This window comes from Streptomyces sp. NPDC097981, assembly GCF_040302565.1.
Classification (GTDB): Bacteria; Actinomycetota; Actinomycetes; order Streptomycetales; family Streptomycetaceae; genus Streptomyces.
The window spans coordinates 68,382-90,102 of record NZ_JBEORW010000001.1 but is presented as its reverse complement, the minus strand read 5'-3'; the positions used below and the strand labels follow the sequence as shown (position 1 = coordinate 90,102).

Sequence of the window (21,721 nt, the reverse complement as noted above, 5' to 3'; positions counted from 1 at the left end):
TGTGTGCCGCCGACCAACCATGCCCTTTATACGATTGTTTGCAGGGATACGCCCGTTGTCGCGGTCCGGCGGCGGAGCTCAGCCCCGCCGGCCCACCAGGGCCAGCAGCCGGGTCTGGGCGTTCGCGTCCGCCGGCACCTCCAGCGGCTCGGCGAACATCCCGCCGGCCGCGAGCCCGTCGGCGTACGGGGTGACCTCGTCGAGGGCGAACGCGACCAGGCCGTCCGGGAGCCGGTCGTCGGCGCCGATGGCCCGCGAGAGGTCCCAGGCGTGCACCACGCAGTCGGCGGTCAGCTCCGCGCAGTAGGCCCGGCCCAGCGCGGGCCCGTACGAGAGCCTGACCGTGCGGTCCAGCGCCCCGGGCGCGGTAAACGCGGCGTGCGCGTCGGCCGCCGCCTGCTCCCAGGCGCCGGCCGGGTCGTCGCCGAGCACGTCGCCTGAGAACGCGTCGCCGATCTCCTCCACGGTGCGCCCGTCGGTGACCATCGGCGGGATCCAGAGCTGTTCCCCGGTGACGTGGTTGACCAGGTCGCGCACGGTCCATTCGGTGCACGGGGTCGGCGCGCCCCATTGGCCGTCCTCGACGGCGCGCACCCGGTCTCCGAAGAGCCGCAGGGCCTCGGCGTGCCGTTCGAGCAGCGTGTCCGGCATGGCTCTCACCGTCCTCTGCCAGGGGGCCGGCCTCTGGAGCCCACTGTCCTCGCAGCGGCTTTACCCTGCCACCGACCTTCCCGATCTCCTTGCCGCACAGGACCTGTGTCCACATGTCAAAATGCATATCTCATATGCCGAATCCATCCTCTACCGTGATCACAACGCTTCAACCACCAGGAGGAGTCGGGTCATGACCGCGAGGGAAACGGCCGTCTACACGCACGGGCACCACGAATCCGTACTGCGCTCGCACCGCTGGCGCACCGCCGCGAACTCGGCGGCATACCTGATCGGCGAGCTGCGGCCGGGGATGACGGTCCTGGACGTGGGCTGCGGCCCGGGCACGATCACGGCGGACCTGGCGGAACTGGTCGCTCCGGACGGTCGGGTGACGGCGGTCGATGCGGCACAGGGCGTCCTGGAGCAGGCCGCCGCGTACGTGGAGGAGCGCGGCCTGGACGGGGCGGTCACCTTCGCCACGGCGGACGTGCACGCGCTGGACTTCCCGGACGACTCCTTCGACGTGGTCCACGCCCACCAGGTGCTGCAGCACGTCGGCGACCCGGTGCGGGCGCTGCGCGAGATGCGGCGGGTCTGCCGGCCCGGCGGGATCGTGGCCGCCCGGGACGCCGACTACGCGGCGATGACCTGGTATCCGGCACAGCCGGGCCTGGACGAGTGGCTGGACCTGTACCGCCGGGTGGCCCGCACGAACGGGGGCGAACCCGATGCCGGGCGCCGCCTGCTGTCCTGGGCGAGGGCGGCGGGCTTCACGGAGGTGGCGTCCTCCGCGACGGCCTGGTGCTTCGCCACCGCGGAGGAGACCGCATGGTGGTCCGCCCTGTGGGCGGACCGTACGACGGCCTCGTCGTACGCGTCCCTCGCCATCGGCGGCGGCCACGCGACCGAGACCGGGCTGGCCGCCGTCGCCGAGTCCTGGCACCGCTGGAGCGCGGCTCCGGACGCCTGGTTCTCGGTCCTGAACGGCGAAATCCTGTGCCGCGCCTGATGCCGGGTCCTGCGGGCAGTCCCATGCGGCGCCGGTGAAGCCGGGGCGGCGATGCACGGCACCGGATGCCGCGGGCCTGACGGGCGCCACTTTGACGACAGGGCCTAGCCCGGCGGCCGCATCCGGAAGTTGTAAGCCTGCGGCAGCGGGCGGTCGGCGAGGGACGACCAGACCTCCGAGAGGATCTCGTCGCCCTCGCGGAGGTCGGGAAGTTCGAAGCCCTCCTCGAACACCCGGCGGGCCGCGCCCACATGGCCCTCCGCCGCCAGCAGGCGGGCGGCCAGCAGGCGGAACCGGCCCTCCTCGCGGAGCGCCGGCCGCAGCCGGTCCCACACCGCCCGCGCCGCGGGCAGGCGGCCGGCCGCCAGCAGCGCCGTCATCGCCTCCCGCCCCAGCGCGGACTCCGCGGCCGTCCACGGCTCACCGCCCCGGCTCTCCTCGGCCAGGTCCTCGAAGGCCTCGAAGAATCGCTGCGCCGCCCGCGCCCGGTCGCCGGCCAGCGCGTCCGCCACGGCCAGGCAGCGCAGCAGCGGCCACCGCGAGGGCGCCAGCGCCAGGCCGCGCTCCCAGCTGCGCACCGCCTGGGCCACGTCGCCCGCATGCCACTGGGCCACGCCCAGGTGGTACTCGGTCAGCGGATCCGCCGGGGCCGTCTCCAGCATGTCCCGCCAGTGAGGGGCAACGAGGCTGGGCCCGGGCGGCGCCACCCGCCGCGGGGAGGGGAAGACCCCGGTGCGCCACAGCTCCGTCCAGGGCGCCTGGGCCTCGCCGAGCCCCGACTCCGGGAAGGGAGTGCCGGGCAGCTCGTGCCCGCCGCACAGCACTTCCAGCGCGCCCCACCCCGAGCCGGCGGCCAGCCGCTCCCCCGGTTCGGTGTCGGCGGCCACGCGCCACGCCCCGTACGCCTCCTCGACCCGCTCCCGGGGGAGGGCGGCCGCCAGGGACGCCTCCGCGCAGGACCGGGCCGCCGCCCAGTCGGGACCGTGCACCGGCCCCGGATCCGCGGAGAGGGGCCCGTACGCCTCCAGCCAGCTGAACTCCGCGCCGGCCTCCAGCCGTACGTGCTCCAGCTGGGTCCGGGCGAGCCCGGCCTGGATCTCGGCGTAGCCGCCGGTCCCGGTCTCGGTCAGCCACTCCTGCCAGCGCCGGCCGCCCTCCCCCGCGCCCCACACGAACAGCTTGCGCCCGCGCAGCCGGGCCGTGGACGTCTGGACGAGCCCGTGCCCCTCGGCGTCCAGCGAGGCGATCCAGGGCCGGGCCCCGTCCGGGACCTCGTAGAAGAAGTCGGCCGGGTACGTGCTGCGCAGCGGGTACGTGCGGTCCTCGCCCTCCCACTGCGGTACGGGGATCCGCCGCAGCGCGCGCTCGTACCCGAAGTGCCAGGCCTCGTCGGCGGGGGCGAGCACTCGGGTGCCGGGGCCCTCCGGGACGGCGATGTTGGACCACCAGTACACGGGGGCGGGCCGCTCGTGCGGGTTGCGGACGCGGACGCCGACGTAGAGGAACTCGGAGTCCCCGGGCAGCCACAGGTCCACCTGGAACGGGAGGTCGCGCAGCCGCTCCCATTCCCACAGCCGGACCATCTCGCCCCCGTCGGGCGCCGGTACGAGCGCTGCGTGCAGCGGGGCGCAGGAGAGGGTGGTGTGGCCGGTGGCGCCGATGTTCCACTCGATGCCGCCCGAGAACCAGGCGCCGTTGAGGGCGAAGTTGGCGGGCTGGAACACCGGGTTGCGGTACAGCAGTTCACGTCCGGTGGGCACGTGCACGAGCGAGTGGACCCGGCCGCCGAGACCGGGCAGCACGGTGACGCGCAGGTGCGCGTTCTCCATGACGACCGCCTCGAACCCGGCCTCCCGTCTGCTCCGCCGGTACCCGTCCAGGAGCCGTACGGGAAGCAGCGAGCGCAGCGGCTCGTACCCGATCTGCCGGGCCATGTCGCGCGGCAGTCCGTCGCGCGAGCGCTCGTCCAGCGTGTGCACGTCGGCGGGGGCGCGCAGGACGGGCAGCGGGTTCTCGGGCCCCAAGGGGGCTGCGGGCAGGGTCAGTACGGCACGGCGGACGGTGGTGGCCATGCTGGAAATGGAACACGCCGCGGCGGCCGGTGCACAGGGGTTCCGCGGATCACCACCGGTCAGGATTACGCAAAGCCCTGGCCGAAGCCCTACGCGAACGCCCCTGCGATCAGGTCGGCGAGCAGCGCCCCGGCCCGCAGGCCCGGGTCCAGGTCCGGGTCGTAGATCGTGACGTTGAGGCCGACGCACCGCGGGGAGCCGATCAACACCGCGAGCAGCTCGGCGAGTTCGGCGGGGAGCAGTCCGCCGGGGTCGGGGCTGTCGACGGCGGGCATCACGTCCGGGTCGAGCACGTCGGCGTCCAGATGGACCCAGAACCCGTCGGTGTCCGGCGGGTGCAGCCCCTCCAGCGCGGCGCGCGCCACCGGGGCGGCGCCGCGGGCGCGGATGTCCCCGACGGTGGCCGCGGAGATCCCCGCCGCGCGCAGCTCCGGCAGGTCCCCGTCGCCGTCGCGGAGGCCGAAGAGGCGTACGTCCTCGTCCCGGAGGTAGGGCCCGAGCCCCTCCAGATCGGCGAGGTCGGCCTGGCCGCGGCCGGTGGCGAGGGCGAGCTCCTCCCCGGCGGCGGCTCCGACGGGCCCGTTGACCGCCTCGTTGCCCGGGTGGCGGAAATCGGCGGAGCCGTCGATCGCGGCCAGTCCGTACCGCCCGAGGCGGCGCATGGCCAGGGAGGCGCCGAGCTGGATCGAGCAGTCCCCGCCGAGGACGACGGGGAACTCCCCGGCCTGCAGGTGCATCTCGATCCGGTCGGCGAGGGCGAGCGTGTACGCAGCGAGGGGGCCGGCGTGGAAGACTCCGTCGCCCTCCTTCCAGTTGCCGCGGTCGTAGCGCGGCGGCACCACGACCCCGCCCTCGCGGGCTCCGAGCCGGCTCAGCAGGCCCTGGTCGCGCAGGGCGCCCGCCAGTTTGCAGACACCGGGGACGGCGCCGGGCGCGGGCGGGCGCAGGCCCAGGTTGGACGGGGCGTCGAGCAGCACCAGGCTTCGCATGTCCTCATCGTGCGCGATCGGCGGCGCCGGGACCAGCCATTTCGGCGGTGATCGCCCAGCGTTCGTGGTCGCGCCAGGCCCCGTCGACGAAGAGGAAGTCCGGCGAGAACCCCTCCAGCCGGAACCCGGCCCCGCGGACCAGGGCGAGGGACGCCGTGTTGCCCGGCTGGATGTTGGCCTCCAGCCGGTGCAGCCCCAGGCCGCCCTCGCGCTCGGGGGCGAGGGCGTGGGCCACGACGAGCCCGAGCGCCTCCCGCATGTGCCCCTGCCCGGCGGCGTGCGCGAAGGCGCCGTAGCCGAGCGCCCCGCATTCGAAGGCGCCGAGGACGATGTTGTTGATGTTGACGAAGCCGGCGATGGCCCCGGTGCCGCGCTCGCAGACGAGGAATCCCGCCCGGCTCGCGCCCTCGATCAGGCGCGCCGCGTACGGCTCGTACTCCTCGACCGTCGCCGGCGGGGAGAGCCACGGGTGATGGAGGTCCCGGCTCTCGTTCACGCGAGCGGTGAACTCGGGGCCGTCGGCGAGCCGGAAGGGCCGCAGCCCGACGTGCTCGCCCTCCGCGACGTACGTGGAATATGACATCCGCCCAGGCTACGAGCTGTGGCAGGATTCCCCGCGTGATGATCACCCCGGACACCGAAGAACTGCTGCGCGCGGCGGCGCTCAACAACGCCGAGTGGTGTGCGGCGGTCAGCGGCGGCGGCTCGTTCGCGGCCGGCGCCTGGACCAGCGCGCGCCGCACCCCGCCGTACTACCCCGACGGCGTGACCCTGACCCGGGACGCCCCGGCGGAGGCTCTGCTCGCCGGGATGGACACCGCCTCCCCGGGCTGCTCGGTCAAGGACAGCTTCGCCGCGCTCGACCTGGCCCCGGCGGGCTTCGAGGTCCTGTTCGGAGCGGAGTGGATCCACCGCCCGGCAGAGGCCCCGGCTCCGGCCGCGTCCGCCCTGGCCTGGAGCCGTGTCGCCGATGCCGGGGAGCTGGCCGCCTGGGAGGCGGCCTGGGACGGCGAGGAGAGCACGGGCCTGTTCCACCCGGCCCTGCTCACGCCGGAGATCGCCTTCTTCGCAGGACGGTCGGCCGACGGGCGCATCGTCGCCGGGGCCGCCGCCAACCGGGCGGGCGGGGTCGTCGGCCTCTCCAACGTGTTCACCGCAGACGGCACCTCCGACGACGAGGCCTGGGCGGGCGCCCTCACGGCGGTCCTGGACCTCTGGCCCGGCCTTCCGGTCGTCGGCTACGAGGCAGGGGACGACCTCGACACGGCCGTCCGTCACGGCTTCGGCCCGCTCGGCCCGCTCCGGGTCTGGCTGCACACGGCCTAAGCCTGCCCGCCACCCGAAACCCTGCCCGCTCTGCCCGAAACTGATAAAATTGGGTGATTCTGCCCAGGCCGGAGTGGACAGGCCGGTACGCGGCGCGCCGTGCGGCGGTACCGGGCAGCAGGACGCAACGGCTGTGACGCGCGCATGGGACCTTGTCGAGCGGTTGAGACCACCCCGGACGGCCCGCGCGGGAGAGGCCGGGGTCCCGGCACCGCCCACCCCGCACTCACCGCCCGCCGGCGCACGGCTCTGCTGGCACCCTGTGTGGCCTTCCTGATCGCGGCCGGCGCCGCTCTTCCAGGCCCGGCCGACGCCGCGGCGCTCGCGGCCCCGTCGCCCAGGCCCACGCCGGCGCCGACGATGCCCTCCCCCGCCCCCAGCCGCATACCGTCGCCGCTGAAGCCGATCCGGCCGGCCGTCCTCCAGGCCGCCGTGGACCGCACCGCGAGGAAGCTCCTGGTCCCCGGCGCGATGGTCCTGCTCCGCACCCCGCAGGGGACCTTCCGGGCGTCGGCCGGCACGACGCAGCCGGGAACGGCGCGGCCGCCGGACACGGGCGACCACTTCCGCGGACGAACCTGACCGTGTCCCCGGACGGCCGGACCACGGCCCAGGCCCTGCTGCCCACCCTGCTCAACCAGATCCACACCGGGCTCGACCTCCCCACCGTCCAGGCGTGCCCGATCGGCCGTCCGGTCAGCGGATTCCTGCCTCGGGGTGCACGGCATCCCATTCCCGGCGTGCTCGCGCGATGGCATCGCGGTGTTCCGCCGACCAGTCGGCGAGGGCCCTCACCAGGTGGGTGAGGCTGTGGCCCGTCGTGGTGAGTTCGTAGTCGACCTGCGGTGGCACCGTCGGGTGGACGGTCCGGCTGACCAGCCCGTCGCGTTCCAGGCGGCGCACGGTGAGCGTGAGCATGCGCTGCGAGATGCCGGGTACGGCGCGTTGGAGTTGGCGGAAGCGGCGGACGCCCCCGGCCAGTTCGACGACGACCAGGACCGACCATTTGTCGCCGATCCGGTCGAGCACGTCGCGGATCCCGCAGTCCTCGTGCTCGTCGCCGCAACCGACGACGGGTGGGGTGGTTACCGCTGTGTGCCTGGCTGACATGGAAGTGCCTCCTTACGCCTCCCGGCGCGAACCCGCAGGATGAGCCCGGTTACCGAAGAGAACCTACCGGAACGGGAAGACCCTGATGATCCTGGTTACCGGAGCCTCCGGCTCCCTGGGCTCACTGATCGCCGAACGGCTGTCCGGGCATGACGACACCGTCATCGGAACACGCGACCCGCGGCGGCTCCGGGCCGAACTACCGGTCCGCCGTGTCGATTTCGACGACCCCGGCACTCTCGTCACGGGCTTCGAGGGCGTTGAGGTGCTGCTGCTGGTCTCGGCAGGCTACGGCGAGGACGACACCGTCATCGCCCGGCACGGCGCCGCCCTCGACGCCGCCGAGAAGGCCGGTGTCGGGCACGTCGTCTACACGAGCCTGACCGCCGACGGCGATCACCTCCCCTACGCCCTGCCGCACCGCTGGACCGAGCGCCGGCTCCGGGAGAGCACCATGGACTGGACGATCCTGCGCAACGGCCTCTATGCGGAACTGCTGGCCGGACTCGCGGCGCCGTCGGCGGACGGCCGGATCACGGCCCCGCTCGGGGAGGGCCGCCTGGCAGCCGTGGCCCGCGCGGATCTGGCCGACGCAGCGGCGCGCGTGGCGGTGGAGGCATCCGTTCATGCGGGGCGCATCCATGAACTCGTCGGCGAGCACGCCATAGGCGGCGCCGACCTGGCCCGCGCGCACGGGCCGCACGTCGCCTACGAGCCGGAGACACTCGCCGCGGCCCGTGCACGCATCGCCGCTTCCGGCGCCGAACCGTTCCAGGTGCCGATGGTGGTGGGCACCTACTCCGCCATCGCTGCCGGATTCATGTCCCGCACCGGCGGTGACCTGCGTCGACTGCTGGGGCGCGCGCCCCGATCCGCCCTCGCGGCCGCCCTCGCCTAGGGTCCGGCCGGTTCCAGGGCCAGGCGGGGGACGTCCGTCCGTTCGACGCCGAACACCTGGACGTACAGGGAGAGTTCCGCCTCCAGTGCGCGGATCATGGTGTCCGCCCGCCGGAATCCGTGGCCCTCGCCCTCGAAGGCGACGTACGCGTGCGGGACCGGCCGTCCCCGGAGGGCGGCCAGGAAGCGCTCGGCCTGTGACGGCGGGCACACCGGGTCGTCCAGGCCCTGGAGCAGCACGAAGGGCGCGGTGATCCGGTCGGCGCGGGCCACCGGGGAGCGCTCGCGGCAGCGTACGGCCAGGGTCTGCGGGGGTCCGGCCAGGCCGTCGACGTACCGGGACTCCAGGTCGTGGGTCTCCTCGGCGAAGCCCCGCAGGTCCAGCACGGGGTAGATGATCGCGGCGCAGGCGTACAGATCGGTGGCGGCCAGCGAGGCCGCCGCCGTCCAGCCGCCCGCGCTGGCGCCCCGGATGGCGAGCCGGTCCGGGTCCGCGGTGCCCTCGGCGGCCAGCGACCGGGCCACCGCCGCGCAGTCCTCCACGTCGACGACGCCCCACTGCTCGCGCAGCCGCTCCCGGTAGGCGCGCCCGTAGCCGCTGGAGCCGCCGTAGTTCACCTCGGCCACGCCGATGCCGCGCGAGGTGAAGTACGCGATGTGCAGGTCGAGTACGGGCGGCACGTGGTCGGTGGGGCCGCCGTGCGCCCACACCACGTACGGGGGCAGTTCGTCGGCAGGGGCCCGGCGCGCGGGGTGGTGCGGCGGGTAGACGTGGGCGTGGATCTCCCGGCCGCCCGGGCCGAGGAAGGTCCGGCTCTGCGGTTCCGGGTAGTAGGAGGGGTCCACCGGGTCCACACCGGCCGAGCCGACCACGCGGGCGTGCCCGTCCGCGGTGTCGAGCTCCACCACCTCGTAGGCGCTGCGCGGGCTGGCCGCGACCCCGTAGACGCGGGTCCCGTGCGTGGCGAGCGTGGGCTGCCAGGCCGTCCACGGACCGGCGGCGTCCACCAGGTCGCCGCTCTCCGGGTCGAGGACGCCGAGCGCGGAGGAGCCCTGGCCGTGCAGGACGGCGAGCAGCCCGCCGGGCAGCGGGGCCAGCCAGCTGAGCCCCGGTTTCCAGAGGGGGCCGCCGAACTCCTCTTCGCGCGGGCACAGGTTGACCGCCTCGCCGGTGTCCGGGTCGACCCGGTACGGGTTCCACCAGCCGCTGCGGTCGCTCACGGCGAGGAGGGCCCCGCCCGGGGTCCACTCCACCTGGGCCACGGCCTCCTCGGGGCCGCCCAGTACGGTACGGGCCCCGGTCAGCGTCCCGTCGGCGGCGACCTCGGCGAGCCGCACCTCGGTGCCGTCCCACGGCATCCGGGGGTGGTCCCAGACCAGCCAGGCCGCGCGGCGCCCGTCGGGGGACAGCCGGGGTCCGGTGGTGAACCGGTGCCGGTCGTCGGTGAGTTCGCGTACGCGGGACCGGTCCTCGGCGGCCGAGCCGTCCAGCGGTACGGCGGCCAGCATCCGGTGCACGTCCGTCGGGGCCGGGCCGGTGAACTCCTCCAGCACGCACCAGACTTCGCCGTCCCGCAGGACGGGGTCGGCCCAGCGCAGTCCGCCGCCGACCGCGGAGACGGGGGTCAGGGGCCGAGGGGCGGGGCCGCCGGGCGCATCGGGCTCGTACGCGTACATCCGCTGGTCGGCGAAGTGGACGAACACCACCAAGGGACCGCCCGCGGGCCGTTCGGTGCCGGCCCACGGCCGGCCGCCGTACTCGGTGACGCGGCTGCGGACGTTCCACGGGGCGGGCAGCACCGAGGCCTCGGGACCGCCGTCCGCCGTCCGGCGCACCAGGGTGCGGCGGCCGCCCTCGGCCGGCCGGGGTTCGGTCCACCACACCTCGGGGCCGACCGTGCCGACGTACTCGGGCCGCCCGTCGAGCGAGGCGGCGACCGCGGCGTCGATGGGCGAGGGCCAGCTTCCGTAGGGCCCGGTCGGAACCGTCATCGCCGGCTCCCCCTCACAAGGTCCGCAGGGCGTGGTCGAGGACGTGCACCCCGAAGTGCAGGGCGTCCACCGGAACCCGCTCGTCCACGCCGTGGAAGAGGGACCAGTAGTCGAAGCCCGGCGGCAGCTTCAGCGGGGAGAAGCCGTAGCCGGTGATCCCGAGGCGGGAGAACTGCTTGGCGTCGGTGCCGCCCGCCATGCAGAACGGCACCACGCGGCCTTCGGGGTCGAAGCGTTCCACGGACCTCTGCAGGATCCCGAACGTGCGCCCGTCCACGGGGGCTTCGAGGGCCACCTCGCGATGGTGGAACTCCCAGGTGACGTCCGGGCCGGTCAGCTCGTCCAGGGTGGCGATGAACTCGGCCTCGCCACCGGGCAGCGTCCGGCCGTCCACGTACGCGGTGGCCTGTCCGGGGATCACGTTCAGCTTGTATCCGGCGCTGAGCATGGTCGGGTTGGCGCTGTTGCGCACGGTCGCCTCGACGAGGAGACCGGCCGGGCCGAGCTTGCCGAGGACCGCGTCGAGGTCGAAGCTGCGGGCTCGGGGGTCGACCGACAGGCCCTGGAGGGCGGCGAGTTCGGTGATGCACGCGGCGACCGTGGCGGTGAGCCGGACGGGCCACCGGTACTCGCCGATCCGGGCCACGGCCGCGGCGAGCCGGCTGACGGCATTGGCGCGGTTGGGTTTGGAGCCGTGGCCGGCCGTGCCGTGGGCGGTCAGCTTCAGCCAGGCGGTGCCTCGCTCACCCGCCGCGATCGGGTAGAGGGCCTGGCCGGGGCCGTTGTGCACGGTGAACGCGCCGGACTCGCTCAGGCCCTCCGTGCAGCCCTCGAAGAGGTGCGCGTGCCGGTCGGCGAGGAAACCCGAACCGTCGAGCGCGCTGTCCTCCTCGTCCGCGGTGTAGGCGATCACGATGTCCCGGCGCGGCTTGCAGTGCTGCCCTCTCTCGGCGGCGCGCGCCCAGGCCCGTACGACGGCCAGCACCATCGCGTCCATGTTCTTCATGTCGACGGCTCCGCGGCCCCAGACCACCCCGTCGCGGACCTCCCCCGAGAAGGGGTCCACGCTCCAGTCGGCGGCTTCCGCGGGGACCACGTCGAGGTGGCCGTGGACGAGGAGGGCCTCGGCCGCGGGGTCGGTGCCCTCGATCCGGGCCACCACGTTGGTGCGGCCCGGCGTGCGTTCCAGCAGGACCGGCTCCAGGCCCGCCGCGGCCAGCCGCTCGGCGACGTACTCGGCGGCGGGGCGCTCGCGGCAGTCGCCGCCGCCCCGGTTGGTGGTGTCGATGCGGATCAGGTCGGAGGTGAACTCGACGGCTTCGTCGAGCGCCGCCTGGTCCACCGGGGACTCCTCGGCGGGGCTCTCCTGGGTGACTGCGGGCATGTCAGCCATACTGCTCCTCCACGGCCGCCGAGACGACCGTCGTGACCGCCTTGAACGTCCGGATCCCCTCGTACATCGTCTCGCTGGTGTACGCGACCCTGCGTTCCCCGGAGCGTTCGGCGCCCGGGACGACGGTGGCGGCCATCGCCAGGTGCTCGGCGTCGAACTCCAGCTCGACCGTGTACGGCCCGCCGCGCACGGGATCCCGGCGCACGGCGAGCGCCGCGGCCTCCTTGGCGGCGGCCCGGATGTCGGCGGCGGTGCGCGCCGGTGTGCGGCAGACGGCGGCGTAGCGTGACACGTGGTCCTTGACGGCGACCTTCACGGCGTCCGGCGCGTATCCATCGGCGTCGGCGCAGGTCAGGTCGTCGCCGGTGACGAGGACGACGGGCACGCCGAACTCGGCGACGACGTGCGCGTTGAGCAGCCCCTCGCTCGCGCGGACCCCGTTCAGCCAGACCCCGGTGATGGAGTTGGCGAGGTACGTGTGCGCGAGGACGCCCTGCGCGCCGGCGCCCGTGTGGTAGCCGACGAAGGCGACGCCGTCGACGTCCCCGTGCTGGACCCCCTCGACCATGCTGAGGGACTTGTGGCGGCCGGTGAGCATCTCGGCCCGCTCGTCGAGCTGTTCGAGCAGCAGATTGCGCATGGTCCAGTGCGCCTCGTTGACGAGGACCCGGTCGGCGCCGCCGTCGAGGAAGCCGACCACGGCCGCGTTCACGTCGGAGGTGAACAGGGGGCGGCAACGCTCCCACTGGGGTGTGCCGGGCAGTACGTCGGCGGGCCAGGTGACGCCCGTGGCGCCTTCCATGTCGGCGGAGACGAGGATCTTCATCGGGCCTCCAGGCGGTCGGCTGCGCATGGGCGCGGCCGACACGGACGGCGTCGTCCACGCAGGCGTACAGCCTAGCCGTCCGGGCCCGCCCGGGCCCGGGGCCGCGCCCGGGGCCGCGCCCGGGGCCGCGCCCGGGGCCGCGCCCGGGGCCGCGCCCGGGGCCGGCGGCCCGCCTCCGCCGGGAATTCCACCCGATCCGGTGAGCCGCCCGGCGCCCGGTCGGGCAACGGCCTTGCTCAGCCCTCGACTTCGGCGGCCAGGTTGGCCAGCAGGGTGTCGTAGATCCGGCCGAGGCCCTTGGGGGCGAAGGTCCGCTCGAAGAAGCCGCCGATGCCGCCGGCGCCGTTCCAGACGGTGGTGACCACGGCCTTGGACTTCCCCTCGCCGGCCGGGGTGACGACCCAGGTGGTGACCATGCTGGAGTTGCGGTCCTTCTCCACGAGCTGGCCGTCGGTGGGCTCGGTGACCTCCAGCAGGCAGTCGCGCACGCGCTTGCTGGTGGCCTGGAGCTTCCAGTGGACGAGGGTGCCCTCGCCGTCGCCGCCCTCGCGCACCTCGTACTCGCTGAAGTGCTCGGGGAGCAGCTTCGCCCGGGTCCCGGTGTAGTCCGCCAGCGCGTCGAACACGGTCTCCGCGTCGGCCGCGATGATCCGCTCCGTGGTGGCCTCGACCTGCGCCATAGCTGTTCCTCCAGCAGTTGTGTTCGCTCGTCGCGGCAAGCCAACCACCTCCGGGGCGACCGCCCAAATCCGGGTCGGACGTGACAGCGGACGCAGACGAGGAGCGTGTCCCCGGGGAGGCCTCCAGGTACCGGTGCGCGGCGTTCCAGCTCGGCTCCGTGAGCGGGTGGGTGTGCGGGCAGGCGGCGGGGCCGTCGCAGGCCCCGTGGACGGGCTCGTCGCCGCTCTCGCACCACCAGCCGTCCAGAGTGAGGACACTGCTCGCGACGAGCACGTGCGAGGCCTGCCTGGCGGCGAAATCCGCCCGGCCCTGGGACATGACGTCCTCGGCGGCGCCCTCGTCGCGCTCGGCCTCGGTGTTCCAGGGCCGGGTCCGCGCACCGGCCCGCGGTTCGGCCGGCGGGTGGCTGCGGGACAGCTCCCGCCACAGGTCCCAGGCCGAGCCGGCGAAGGCGGCCGCCTCGGCCCGGACCTCGGCGAAGGCCAGCGCCTCGCGGGGGCCTCCGGCGCACATCCCGGGCCGGCCCGGCCGGCGGACGCCTTCCAGGTCCGGGCCGTCGTGCACGATCCGCGGGTCGGCCTCGTAACCGGCCGCGAGGTGGAAGCCGCCCCCGTCGGCGCCGCCGTACACGGACCAGCCGTCCCAGATGTCGAGCTCCTCGCCCCGGCTGTAGTCGAGCTCGAACGGGGCCATGGCCTCGCCCACGGCCTCTTCCAGCCGGCTCCGGGCCTCGCCCGGCAGGCACACCACGATCCGCATTTTCGCCATGGCCGGAAATTGGCACATGGCCGCCGCGCCGATCAACCGGGTATTCCGGGCCGTCGCCGAGGCCGGGGCGACCTCCGTGACACCCCTCGTACTCCATCTGCGGCCGGGCGCCCGCGAGTGGTTGACGGCCTGGCCGGGGGCCCACCGCCCCCGGCCGGCCGAACGGTACGAGCGGCTGTACGAGGGCGGCTCGTACGCGCCCGCCCGGTACCGGCGCCGGATCGCCCGCCAAGTCCACGAACTCGCGGCGGAATTCGGCATCGGCCCCACCCGGCGGTCCGCGGCCCGCAGGACCCCCGTCCCCGAACGCCCGGCCGAGGCCGCGCCGGCCGGCCCCGTCCGGCTCGGCCCCCTGTGACCTCGTACGGCCCCTGAAAGCTCATCACATCGGGCCAATCAGCACTCCAATCCCGTCTTCCGGACACGGTTTCCGGGACGATTCCGCCCAGAACCCTCGGCTGGGAGGCCCCATGCTGCACCCCGCGAAGAAGCGCGGCCCCTTCACCAAGCGCGCCGCCGTCCTGCTGTCGATCGCGACCGCGACCGTGGCCGCCGCCGTCACGAGCCCGGTCGGCGCAGCCCCGGCGGCTGCGGCCCCGGCCGCCGCGCCCGCCGATCTGGGCTGGACCGGCTGCGCGACCCCGCGCTACCCGACGCTGCAGTGCGCCTCCCTCAAGGTCCCGCTCGACCACGACCACCCGGCCGGCCGCCAGATCACCCTGGCGCTGACCCGGGTCCCGCACACCGCCGCCACCTCCCAGGGCCCGCTGCTGGTCAACCCCGGCGGACCCGGCGGCAGCGGCCGGACCCTGGCCGGGTTCATCGCCTCCGCGCTGCCCAAGGACGTGGCCGCCCAGTACGACGTGATCGGCTTCGACCCGCGCGGCGTCGGCAAGAGCGAACCCGCACTCGACTGCGGGTCCGGCCATTTCACCCCCGTGCGCCCGGACTCCGTACCGCTCGACGCGCAGACCGAGCAGGCCAACCTGGACCGGGTGAAGTCCTTCGCCGAGTCCTGCCAGGCCAGGCACGCGGACGTGCTCCCGTACATCGGCACCGTCTCGGCCGCCCGCGACATCGAGGTGCTGCGCGGCGCCCTCGGCGCGGCGAAGGTCAGCTACTTCGGCTACTCGTACGGGACCTACCTGGGCGCGGTGTACGCCAAACTCCACCCGGACCGGGTGCACCGCCTGGTCCTGGACTCCGTGGTCGACCCGGGCGGGGTCTGGTACGAGGACAACCTCGCGCAGGACCAGGCCTTCGACACCCGGCACAAGGCGTTCCTGGCCTGGGTGGCCCGCTACGACGAGAAGTACGGGCTCGGCACCGACCCTGCGGGCGTCGAGGAGCGCTGGTACGCGATGCGGGACGCCCTGCGCACGACCCCGGCGGGAGGCAAGGTGGGCCCGGCGGAGCTGGAGGACACGTACATGCCGGGCGGGTACTACAACGGCTACTGGCCGATCCTCGCCGAGGCCTTCTCGGCGTACGAGGTGTCCGCGGACCCGAAGCCGCTGGTGGCGGCGTACGAGCGGTTCGGGGCGGTGGAGCCGTCGGCGGGCAACAGCTACAGCGTGTACACGGCGGTGCAGTGCCGTGACTCGGCCTGGCCGAAGGACTGGAACCGCTGGCGCGCGGACATGTGGCGCACCCACGCCAAGGCGCCCTTCATGACCTGGAACAACGCCTGGTACAACGCCCCGTGCGCGTTCTGGCAGACGGAACCGCTCGCGGCGCCGGACGTGACCAACGCCGGCCTCCCGCCGGCCCTGCTCCTCCAGGCGACGGACGACGCCGCGACCCCGTTCGACGGGGCCCTGAGCATGAAGGGGAAGCTGAAGGGCGCGGCCCTGGTGGTCGAGGAGGGCGGCGGCAACCACGGGGTCGCCCTCAGCGGCAACAAATGCCTGGACGAGAAGGTGGCGGCGTACCTGCGGACGGGCCAGGCCTCGGACGCGACCTGCCCCGCCCCGGCGGACCCGACGCCGGCCGCGTCCACCCGCGCCGTCCCCGCCTCGGCGGGCGGCGCGGCCCTGCACGGCCTGCTCGGCTTCCGCGGCTGAGACACGGGGGCCGGGCCAGGCAGCCGGAACGCCCTGGTTTGCACTGATTAGATCCCAATCGGCCCGTCCCGTCCCCTACGCCCCGGTGAACGGGACGGGGCGGCCGGGTCATCGGCTAGGGTCCCTGCGGTGAAGACGCCGACACCCCTTCCCGCCCTGCCGAAGTCCGCAGGGGCACCGGCCGGCGCCCCTGCCCGGCTCGGCTGGCTGGACGCGCTGCGCGGCATCGCCGCCCTGGTCGTGGCCCTGCACCACTTCAACGTGCTGCGGATGCTGCCCTTCGGCGCTGCGGTGCGGCAGAACTTCGACCTCGGTCTGTTCGGGGTCATGCTCTTCTTCATCGTCAGCGGCTACATCGTCCCGGCCTCGCTGGAGCGCCGGGGGGACGTCCGGGCCTTCTGGATCGGCCGGATCTTCCGGATCCACCCGGCCCTCGTCGTCGCCCTGGCCGTCTCGGTCATGATGGTGCCGGCCGGGGACTTCTCGGTCTCGCTGCTGCAGACCGGCGACGACCTCGCCTCGCTGGTCGCGAACGGCCTGCTGCTCCAGGACCTGCTCGGCGTCGTCAACGGCATGAACGTCACCTGGACGCTCTGCTACGAGATGGTCTTCTACTTCTTCGTCACCGCCCTGTTCACCCGGGGCCTGCACCGGCACAGCACCACGATCGCGGTGGTCTTCGCCGGCGCCGCGGTTGCGGTCGGCACGTCCGTCGGCTCCGGGCTGCTGGTCGCGGAACTCGGCTCGGTCCGGCTGCTCCTGCTGATCGTCACCCCGGTCGTCCTCATCGGCTTCTGGGGGGTGCTCAGCGGCAACCGCAAGGCGACCGGGGCGGGGGCCCTGCTGCTCGGCGGGCTCGGCCTGGTCCTGATCGCGCTGAACGGCCGGGCCGTCCCGTTCGAGACCTTGACGATCTTCGCGACCATGTTCGCCGGAACCGCGGTGTACCGGGCCCAGCACGGCGGGATCCGCCGGGTCCCGGCCCTGCTCGGCTGCGCCTTCGTGATCGTGGCGGGCGTGCTCGTGGGCTGGCTGTACAACCGGGACGGGGTCCAGGTGCACACCTGGACCTCCGGCTGGAAGGCGTGGTCGGCTTCCTACCTCGCCGCCTGGGCCCTGTTCGGCCTCGGCTTCCTGCTGCGGGGCCGGCGCTTCCCGAAGGTGCTGACCTGGCTCGGCACGATCAGCTTCTCGCTGTACCTGCTGCACTTCCCGCTGATGCGCGCCGTCGGACCGCTGGTGGGAGTTCCGCCGATGCCCTCGTCGACACCCGGGAAGATCGCCTGGACGGCTGTCTTCCTCACCGTGCTGCTGGCGGCGAGCCACCTGATGTACCGCCTGGTCGAGCTGCCGGCGCAGCGTCTCGGCCGGCGGGTCCAGCAGGCTGCGGACCGGCGCCGGCCGGCCGCCTCGGCCGGGGCGGCCGCGGCCGGGCCCGGTGCGCTCGTACCCGGTGGTCTCGTGCCCCGGCAGCCGGGGGGCGCGGACCGCGAGCCCGCCCGCGCACCGGGCGGGACGGCGGCGTCCCGGAGCTGACCGAACAGGTCAGGCCGGGCGGACCGGTTGCGTCGCGGGCACCGGCAGCACCGCGAAGGCCTCCACCTCCAGCAGGAGCTCGGGCCGGAAGAGGGCGGCGACCTGGACGGCCGAGGAGGCCGGCAGCCGGTCGGCGGGAATGACGGCGTCGCGCGCCTCCCGTACCGCCGGGAGGTGGGCGACGTCCGTGACGAAATAGGTCAGCTTCACCACGTCGTCGAAGGTCGCCCCGGCCGCGGCCAGGCAGCGCCGGAGGTTCTCGAACACCTGGCGGGCCTGCGCGGAGGCGTCGCCCGCGCCGACGATCCGGCCCTGCTCGTCGAAGGCGCACTGGCCGGAGACCGCGATGAACCGCCCGGTGCCCCAGGCGACATGGCTGTAGCCCGTACCGGGGTGGACGCCGTCCGGTGCCGGTATGCGGGTGATGTGGCCGTCGTCGTGTCCGCCGTGTTCGCCGTGTTCGCTCATGCGGGCGATCATGTCAGCCGAGCGCGCGCAGCGCCGCCGTCGCCGCGACGGCGAGGCGCGGGTGGGACTGGGCGCGGGTCAGTACCTCGCGGGACCGGGCGTCGGCGAGGGCGCCGAGTCCCTCGACGCAGGCCAGGGCCACCCGCCAGTAGGGGTCGTGCGGGGACAGCAGCCGGGACAGGGTGGCCATCAGGACGGGCGCCGACTCGGGGGCGCGCAGCGCCGTGAGGAGCCGGACGGGCTGGAGGGCGTAGGCCGTGCGCAGGGTGTTGGTGGCGAGGGCGGCCGCCGCCCGGGCGGTGCGCGGGTCCCCCAGTACGGCGAGGGCCTCGGCGGCGGCCGCGCAGCGCGGCGGGTCGCGGTGGTTGAGGAGCAGCACCAGCGGCTCGAAGGCGCGCCGGTCGCCGGCCAGGCCGAGGCGGTACGCGGCCAGTTCACGGGCCCACAGGGGCAGCCCTGCCGAGGTGAGGGAGGCGGCCAGGGCGTCCGGGCCGGCCGCGAGCAGCGCCTCGTACTCCGGGTACTCCGCCGAGCCGGCGGCTTCCGCCCGCAGGCGCTCCAGCACGTCGTTCACCCGGCCACCCTAGGCGGGCGGGGCCGTGGCCGCGGGGGGTTTCCACAGATGGGTGATCGATGATCGATGATCGGTACATTTGGGCGGTACAGCTCACATCTCCGCGCTCTGGCGCGCCAGTTACCGGCGGGTTACGCTCCCTTCAACGTACGAGGCAGGCCTGGTGACGCAGCCGCCCCGTATCAGTCGGTCCGGTACCTCAGGTATCTCTCGTGTACGGCGCGGCCCCGGGACAGGGTCCGCCGCCCGCCGCACCGCCCGCCCTCCGGGCTTCTCGTGCGGCATCTCCGGATCCTCGGATCCCCGGGCTCCGGGGCTGCCGATGCTCCGTTCTCCGGCCGCGAGTCGTGCACCGCGCGCCGCCCTCAGTCGTCACCCTCTTCCACTGGAGTCCCGCGATGGACCTTCCGTCCACGTCCAGTCAGTCCACCCTCCAGACCATCGCCGTCGTCGGCCTCGGCACGATGGGCACCGGCATCGCCGAGGTCCTCGCCCAGGCCGGCCGCGAGGTCATCGGCATCGACATCAGCGACACCGCCACCCGCCGGGCCACCGCCGCCCTCGCGGCCGCCACGGCCCGTTCGGTGACCCGCGAGCGCCTCACCGAGCAGGAGCGGGAGGGCGTGCTCGCCCGCTTCCGCACCTTCACCGAGCTGAGCGCCGCCGCCGATGCCGATCTCGTCATCGAGGTCGTCCCGGAGGACTACGAGCTCAAGCAGCGCCTCTTCCGCGAGCTCGACGCGATCGTCCGGCCCGACACGATCCTGGCCACCGGCACCAACGCCCTGTCGGTGACCCGGCTCGCCGCCGAGTCGCAGCGCCCCGAGCGCGTCCTCGGCCTGCACTTCTTCAACCCGGCCCCGGCGATGAAGCTGGTCGAGGTGGTCTCCTGTGTCCTGACCGCCCCGCCGGCCGTCGAGGCGGTCACGGCGCTGGCCCGCGAGCTCGGCAAGGAGCCCGTCTCGGTCGGCGACCGCCCCGGCTTCGTCGCGGACGGCCTGCTCTTCGGCTACCTCAACCAGGCCGCCGCGATGTACGAGTCGAAGTACGCCTCCCGCGAGGACATCGACGCGGCGATGCGGCTCGGCTGCGGCCTGCCCATGGGCCCGCTGGCCCTGCTCGACCTGATCGGCGTGGACACCGCCCGGACCGTCCTGGAGGCCATGTACGCCTCCTCCGGCGACCGGCTGCACGCCCCGGCCCCGATCCTGGGCCAGCTCGCCGAGGCCGGCCTGACCGGGCAGAAGTCCGGGCGCGGCTTCTACACGTACGAGGAGCCGGGCAGCTCCACGATCGTCCGCGACGCGCAGACCCCGCTGGACGGGGCCCGGCTCGGCGAGGGCCGCCCGGTCACCTCCGTCGGCGTGGCCGGCTCCGGCACCATGGCGAGCGGTATCGCGCAGGTCTTCGCGCAGGCCGGCTTCGCGGTGGTGCTCGCCGCCCGCAGCCAGGAGAAGGCGGACGCCGCGAAGGCCGCGATCGGCAAGTCCTTGGGCCGTGCGGTGTCCAAGGGCCGGCTGACCGAGGAGAACGCGGCGCAGACGCTGGACCGGATCACCCCGGCCGGCTCGCTGGACGCCTTCGCGGACGTGGACCTGGCCGTGGAGGCCGTCGCGGAGGACCTGGCCGTCAAGCAGGAGCTGTTCGCGGCCTTCGACAAGATCTGCAAGCCGGGCGCGGTGCTGGCCACCACGACCTCCTCGCTCCCGGTGATCGCCTGCGCCCGCGCCACCACGCGTCCGCAGGACGTGATCGGCATGCACTTCTTCAACCCGGCGCCGGCGATGAAGCTGGTCGAGGTGGTCCGGACCGTCCTCACCTCGGACGACGTGCACGCAACGGTCCGCGAGATCTGCACGAAGGTGCGCAAGCACCCCGTGGACTGCGGGGACCGGGCCGGCTTCATCGTGAACGCGCTGTTGTTCCCGTATTTGAACAACGCCGTGAAGATGGTCGAGCAGCACTACGCGAGCCTCGACGACATCGACGCCGCGATGCGGCTGGGCGGCGGCTACCCGATGGGCCCGTTCGAGCTCCTCGACGTCGTCGGCCTGGACGTCTCGCTGGCGATCGAGAAGGTCCTCCACAAGGAGTTCCGCGACCCCGGTCTGGCTCCGTCCCCGCTGCTGGAGCACCTGGTGGCGGCGGGCTGCCTGGGCCGGAAGACCGGCCGCGGATTCCGTGAGTACGCCCGCCGGTAAGCAGCGCCCTGGCCAAGGGCCCCCAGAGCCGGATGCGTGGGGAGGGCTGCTCGGGTCTGCCGCACCCTCACGGCAGGCCGTTCCCTCCGAGCCCAGTGCGGGCTCTCCCCCGCATCCACCCCTGTCCCACCCCCCTCAGGCGCGCTCCCCGGCGCAAATGAAGTACTTTCGGTCTATGTCCCAGCCCGCCAAGACCTCGCCCCGCGCCGCCACGGCCTCCGACAGTCCGGAGAGCACGGCCGGCACCAAGGCGGCCGCGCAGCGGCTCAAGATGCGCCGCGAGCTCGCCGCCGCCGCCATGGAGCTGTTCGCCACCAAGGGGTACGAGGCGACGACGGTCGACGAGATCGCCGCGACGGCGGGGGTGGCGCGCCGGACCTTCTTCCGGCACTTCCGGTCCAAGGAAGAGGCGATCTTCCCGGACCACGACGACACCCTGACCAGGGCCGAAGCGGTGCTGGACGTGGCCCCGGCGCACGAGCACCCGCTCGACACGGTGTGCCGCGGGATCAAGGAAGTCATGAAGATGTACGCCGCCTCGCCGGCGGTGTCGGTGGAGCGCTACCGGCTGACCCGCGAGGTGCCGGCGCTGCGGGAGCGGGAGATCGCCTCCGTGGCCCGGTACGAGCGGCTGTTCACCCGCTATCTGCTGGCCCACTTCGACGAGACCGACCACCACGACGGCAACGACGATCCGCTGCTGGCCGAGGTGGCCGCGTCGGCCGTGGTCACGGCCCACAACCACGTGCTGCGGCGGTGGCTGCGGGCGGGCGGCCAGGGGGACGTGGAGGCGCAGCTCGACCACGCCTTCGCGATCGTGCGCAAGACCTTCGGCACGGGCATCGGCGCGGGCCGGACCGTGAGCACCGCACCGGCCCACGCCGCGCCGGCGGAGGTCCGGGCACAGGGCGAGGTGCTGGTCGCGGTGGCCCGTACCGACGCCCCGCTCGACGAGGTCATGCGGACCATCGAGGAAGCACTGAGAAACAAGCAGTAGTCGCACGCATCACAGCGGCCGCTCCCGTTCCGGGGGCGGCCGCTTTTGTTTGTCCGACTTGCCCCTACTCGCGGGTAACTCTGATCGATCATCGCTCATCTGTGCAGGTCAATAGGCAAATGAGAGAAAGTTTTGGCACGCAGTGCCTTGCCGAGTGACACGGGG

At 74.0% G+C, this 21,721-nt stretch carries 19 protein-coding genes and 1 pseudogene; 9 read left to right on the top strand and 11 right to left on the bottom strand.

The features are described from left to right. Positions 1–78: 78 nt before the first annotated feature. Complete coding sequence (locus tag ABTY04_RS00375; protein WP_352211055.1) at positions 79–651, bottom strand: TIGR03086 family metal-binding protein; 573 nt, start codon at positions 649–651, stop codon at positions 79–81. A 193-nt stretch (positions 652–844) separates the two neighbouring features. Here ABTY04_RS00375 and ABTY04_RS00370 point away from each other — a divergent pair, with 193 nt between their 5' ends. Then, a complete protein-coding gene (locus tag ABTY04_RS00370; RefSeq protein ID WP_352211054.1) occupies positions 845–1,663 on the top strand; it encodes a methyltransferase domain-containing protein in 819 nt (272 codons plus the stop codon). A 104-nt stretch (positions 1,664–1,767) separates the two neighbouring features. Here ABTY04_RS00370 and ABTY04_RS00365 read toward each other — a convergent pair whose 3' ends face one another. The 3 genes from ABTY04_RS00365 to ABTY04_RS00355 form a co-directional block, all read right to left on the bottom strand. Continuing rightward, complete coding sequence (locus tag ABTY04_RS00365; protein ID WP_352211053.1) at positions 1,768–3,735, bottom strand: DUF5107 domain-containing protein; 1,968 nt, start codon at positions 3,733–3,735, stop codon at positions 1,768–1,770. An 89-nt stretch (positions 3,736–3,824) separates the two neighbouring features. Further along, a complete protein-coding gene (locus ABTY04_RS00360) occupies positions 3,825–4,724 on the bottom strand; it encodes an arginase family protein (RefSeq protein WP_352211052.1) in 900 nt (299 codons plus the stop codon). Positions 4,725–4,728: 4 nt separating this feature from the next. Continuing rightward, positions 4,729–5,307: a GNAT family N-acetyltransferase gene (locus ABTY04_RS00355; protein ID WP_352211051.1), complete on the bottom strand. Its 579-nt coding sequence runs from the start codon at positions 5,305–5,307 to the stop codon at positions 4,729–4,731. Between the two features lie 38 nt (positions 5,308–5,345). On the opposite strand from ABTY04_RS00355, the gene ABTY04_RS00350 reads away from it, so the two are divergent. Both ABTY04_RS00350 and ABTY04_RS00345 read left to right on the top strand, forming a co-directional pair. Beyond that, the gene (locus ABTY04_RS00350; RefSeq protein WP_352211285.1) at positions 5,346–6,050 is read left to right on the top strand and encodes a hypothetical protein; all 705 of its coding nucleotides are present in this window, start codon (positions 5,346–5,348) and stop codon (positions 6,048–6,050) included. 264 nt (positions 6,051–6,314) lie between these two features. Then, a complete protein-coding gene (locus tag ABTY04_RS00345) occupies positions 6,315–6,632 on the top strand; it encodes a hypothetical protein (RefSeq protein WP_352211050.1) in 318 nt (105 codons plus the stop codon). A 114-nt stretch (positions 6,633–6,746) separates the two neighbouring features. Here the strand turns inward: ABTY04_RS00345 and ABTY04_RS00340 are convergent, their stop codons facing one another. Further along, positions 6,747–7,160, bottom strand: a complete 414-nt coding sequence (locus ABTY04_RS00340; protein WP_352211049.1) for a winged helix-turn-helix transcriptional regulator — start codon at positions 7,158–7,160, stop codon at positions 6,747–6,749. An 85-nt stretch (positions 7,161–7,245) separates the two neighbouring features. Here ABTY04_RS00340 and ABTY04_RS00335 point away from each other — a divergent pair, with 85 nt between their 5' ends. Then, positions 7,246–8,058: an NAD(P)H-binding protein gene (locus ABTY04_RS00335; protein WP_352211048.1), complete on the top strand. Its 813-nt coding sequence runs from the start codon at positions 7,246–7,248 to the stop codon at positions 8,056–8,058. Here ABTY04_RS00335 and ABTY04_RS00330 read toward each other — a convergent pair. The 4 genes from ABTY04_RS00330 to ABTY04_RS00315 all read right to left on the bottom strand — a co-directional run bounded on the left by ABTY04_RS00330 (position 8,055) and on the right by ABTY04_RS00315 (position 12,948). After that, positions 8,055–10,049, bottom strand: a complete 1,995-nt coding sequence (locus ABTY04_RS00330) for a S9 family peptidase (RefSeq protein WP_352211047.1) — start codon at positions 10,047–10,049, stop codon at positions 8,055–8,057. The two genes, ABTY04_RS00335 and ABTY04_RS00330, sit on opposite strands and share 4 nt — an antisense overlap. Before the next feature lie 13 nt (positions 10,050–10,062). Next, positions 10,063–11,433 (bottom strand): M20/M25/M40 family metallo-hydrolase, encoded by a 1,371-nt coding sequence (locus ABTY04_RS00325; protein WP_352211046.1) that lies wholly within the window; start codon positions 11,431–11,433, stop codon positions 10,063–10,065. Between the two features lies 1 nt (position 11,434). Continuing rightward, positions 11,435–12,268, bottom strand: coding sequence for a M55 family metallopeptidase (locus tag ABTY04_RS00320; RefSeq protein ID WP_352211045.1), 834 nt, complete (start codon positions 12,266–12,268; stop codon positions 11,435–11,437). Positions 12,269–12,504: 236 nt separating this feature from the next. Beyond that, positions 12,505–12,948 carry an SRPBCC family protein gene (locus ABTY04_RS00315; RefSeq protein ID WP_352211044.1) on the bottom strand — a complete coding sequence of 148 codons (444 nt, stop codon included), beginning with the start codon at positions 12,946–12,948 and terminating at the stop codon, positions 12,505–12,507. A gap of 812 nt (positions 12,949–13,760) precedes the next feature. Here ABTY04_RS00315 and ABTY04_RS00310 point away from each other — a divergent pair. The 3 genes and pseudogenes from ABTY04_RS00310 to ABTY04_RS00300 all read left to right on the top strand — a co-directional run. After that, positions 13,761–14,075, top strand: a pseudogene (locus ABTY04_RS00310) (Rv2578c family radical SAM protein); the annotation flags it as partial. 112 nt (positions 14,076–14,187) lie between these two features. Then, the gene (locus tag ABTY04_RS00305) at positions 14,188–15,780 is read left to right on the top strand and encodes an alpha/beta hydrolase (RefSeq protein ID WP_352211043.1); all 1,593 of its coding nucleotides are present in this window, start codon (positions 14,188–14,190) and stop codon (positions 15,778–15,780) included. 129 nt (positions 15,781–15,909) lie between these two features. Next, positions 15,910–17,316, top strand: coding sequence for an acyltransferase family protein (locus ABTY04_RS00300; protein WP_352211042.1), 1,407 nt, complete (start codon positions 15,910–15,912; stop codon positions 17,314–17,316). Positions 17,317–17,325: 9 nt separating this feature from the next. Here ABTY04_RS00300 and ABTY04_RS00295 read toward each other — a convergent pair whose 3' ends face one another. Then, a complete protein-coding gene (locus tag ABTY04_RS00295) occupies positions 17,326–17,784 on the bottom strand; it encodes a RidA family protein (RefSeq protein WP_352211041.1) in 459 nt (152 codons plus the stop codon). A 13-nt stretch (positions 17,785–17,797) separates the two neighbouring features. Further along, complete coding sequence (locus tag ABTY04_RS00290; protein WP_352211040.1) at positions 17,798–18,358, bottom strand: adenylosuccinate lyase; 561 nt, start codon at positions 18,356–18,358, stop codon at positions 17,798–17,800. Between the two features lie 398 nt (positions 18,359–18,756). Here ABTY04_RS00290 and ABTY04_RS00285 point away from each other — a divergent pair, with 398 nt between their 5' ends. Next, the gene (locus ABTY04_RS00285; RefSeq protein ID WP_352211039.1) at positions 18,757–20,559 is read left to right on the top strand and encodes a 3-hydroxyacyl-CoA dehydrogenase family protein; all 1,803 of its coding nucleotides are present in this window, start codon (positions 18,757–18,759) and stop codon (positions 20,557–20,559) included. 175 nt (positions 20,560–20,734) lie between these two features. Then, on the top strand, positions 20,735–21,556 hold the full coding sequence (locus ABTY04_RS00280; RefSeq protein ID WP_352211038.1) for a TetR family transcriptional regulator: 822 nt from the start codon (positions 20,735–20,737) through the stop codon (positions 21,554–21,556). Positions 21,557–21,721: the final 165 nt, after the last annotated feature.